Source organism: Bifidobacterium pseudolongum subsp. globosum (genome assembly GCF_000741295.1).
In the GTDB taxonomy this organism is placed as follows: domain Bacteria; phylum Actinomycetota; class Actinomycetes; order Actinomycetales; family Bifidobacteriaceae; genus Bifidobacterium; species Bifidobacterium globosum.
In genome coordinates, this window is record NZ_JGZG01000017.1 from 1 (window position 1) to 2,505 (window position 2,505).

The window sequence follows — 2,505 nt, forward strand, 5'->3', positions numbered from 1 at the left end:
GCAGTTCGCCGGCGCGCCGGCCGATCCGGCCGATGCGGTCCATGACCGCGCGGCGAAGGCCGGCGTGCGCGTCCGAGGTGACCAAGCGCACCCCGCCCACCCCACGCTTCCTGAGCGAGGGCAGGAACCGCTTCCACGAGTCGTACGACTCGGTGTCCACCAGGTCGAAGCCCACGAAACGCCTCGTGCCGTCCATGAACGCGCCGATCGCGGTGACGGTGGCCCGGGAACACACGCACGAGTCGTCGTCGCGGCACTTGACATAGGCCGCGTCCAACCACAGGTACGGCACCGGCGAACCGGCGTCGAACTCGCCCTGGCGCAACGCGTCGACCTCCCCGTCCAGCGAAGCGAGCATGCGCGAGACCGTCGACGGGCCCGACCGGCCGAACTCCAGCCCGCCCGCGACCTTCTCGATCCTGCGGGCACTCATCCCGTTGACATACGCCCTGGAGACCACGCCCACCATCGCCCGGCCCACACGCGAGTACGGGCGCGTCACCCGTTCGGGGAAATACGTGTCCTCACGCAATTTGGACACCCGCAGCACGATCTCGCCGATCACCGTCCGAAGCCTTCTCTCGCGGTAGCCGTTCCTGCGGTCGCCCTCGCCCAACGGCATGTCATCCATCGTCAAGGCCACATCATCGGATACACTGGCCATCAAGGTCATCTCCTCAAATCAGTTGTTTTTTGGGTTATAGGCCAAAATGTGTGTCTGGCTAGTCGGTGCCTTTCCATGGTGTGCTGGTGTGGAATTCGTTCCAGTCGATGCCGGTGCCGTATCGGGCCGGGATGCCGAATAGTTGTTGCCTGCCTTCGTCGCTGTGCTCCCATGCCTGTCGGTAGAGTTGCTCGATCTGCTCGTCGCGCCATGCGTGGCGGGCGAGCCATGCGGCGCGTTCGGGGTGCTCGGTGTGCTGGTGGCACCACCAGCACACCGCCTTGACGCGCCGGATGAGGTTCAGGCCGCGGTGGGTGCGCAGCATGTCGCGGATGCGCGCGTTTTGCGATTCGATGACATTGTTGCTGGTCGGTATCGGCCCGTCGGCGTCGATGTCGGGGTCCATGAACGTGAACATGGTCTGTTCGCGAATGCGCCGGCGCAGCATGTCGCGCGCCTTGACGAGGCGTTGGTGCAGGTCGTTCTCGCTGCCGTCGGCCCACATGCTTTTCTGCTCGAGGAAGTCCTTGTGGCGCAGCTCCCACGCGTTGTAGGCGCCCAGCCAGGCGGCCATGGCGCCGCCGTCCTTGACACGCGTGAGTTCCTTGGCCAGGCGCAGCAGTTGCCGGGACGCCTCGTGGCGCGGGTTGGTGCCGAGTATGGCGCCGATATTGAGGCAGATGTGGAACAGGCAGCGTTGCACGCGGGCGTGCGGCCATGCGTGCCTGAGGGCCTTGCGAATGCCGCCGCCCCCATCGCACACGACGACCACGGGTTCGACCGATGCGGGCCATCAGGTTCTCCCATGCGGCGCTGGTCTCGCGCCGGGCCACGTACCAGCCGAGCACGTGCCCGTCCCCGTAGGCGATGAGCACGACCGCATTGCGGCCCAGGTGGATGCCGTCGAGGTGCACCACGTCGTGGACCTGCCCGTCCATCGGGCACGGCGGCCACAGGCTCCAACCCAGCCCATTCCTGCACCTGAGCGTCCGGTCGGGGACCGACGCATCCCGTTGCGTTTTTCTGGACAGCAGCCAATCGAGGAAGCCCTGCACATCCTCGGCGCCACGATCGTAGGAGTGGGTGACGCTGGCGCCGCAGCCGCGCTTGCCACACCGCCACCGGGTTCGTCCCGCGCTGGTCGTTCCGTTCTTCTTCATCCTGCCGCCGCAGCGCGGGCAATTCGGTGTTCTCATGACACCATGGAACCGGCACTCTCAAACCCGTGTCAAACCATACGGCAGTAAGGAAGAGGAAGGGGTTTCGGACACACATTCTGGCCGACCTCAAGAGTACCGCCAAGCACTCTTAAACACCTCCGAACCCAATCAGGGGAACGCCTAAGACCCCATTTCGGACACACTTTTTGGCCTATAACCCCTTTTCATACCCGGAGCCAGACACCAACATTTGACGCACAACCAGACAACTATGCTACACTGTGTCTACTTGCGAAAACGGTTCGTCATGGAGAGAAGAGCCATCAAGTGCCCCGACCCATTACACGAACATCGAGGAAGGACAGCGAGTATGCATAAAAGAACCGGATTGGCCGTAATCGCCCTGCTTTCCATCACGGCGACCTTTGCAACCGGCCTGATCGCCAACGCCGACGAAACATCGGCGAACAACGACATCACCATCACCGCGCCCGCAGGCGGCACGAATCTGATCGCCCCCACCGTGGACGGGCGCACATTCAAAGCGATTCGTATCGCCGGCTACAAGGATGTGGCGGTCAAGGACGGCAAGATCACCGGCTTCGACCTGACCCTAGCGGACGGAGTGACCGACTCGGCACTGACCACGGCGATCCTCGCCGCCTACCCGAGTGGGTGGAG

General features: G+C 64.0%; 2 protein-coding genes and 1 pseudogene. 1 reads left to right on the plus strand and 2 read right to left on the minus strand.

Annotated elements, in window-relative coordinates:
• The coding region (locus tag BPSG_RS07800) for an IS256 family transposase (protein WP_193345765.1) at positions 1 to 664 on the minus strand (664 nt) is incomplete at its 3' end.
• Between the two features lie 58 nt (positions 665 to 722).
• Positions 723 to 1,860, minus strand: a pseudogene (locus BPSG_RS08535) (IS1249 family transposase).
• A 334-nt stretch (positions 1,861 to 2,194) separates the two neighbouring features.
• Between BPSG_RS08535 and BPSG_RS07815 the strand changes: the two are divergent.
• Positions 2,195 to 2,505 (plus strand): hypothetical protein (locus tag BPSG_RS07815; RefSeq protein WP_155271909.1); only part of this gene is annotated, 311 nt, incomplete at its 3' end.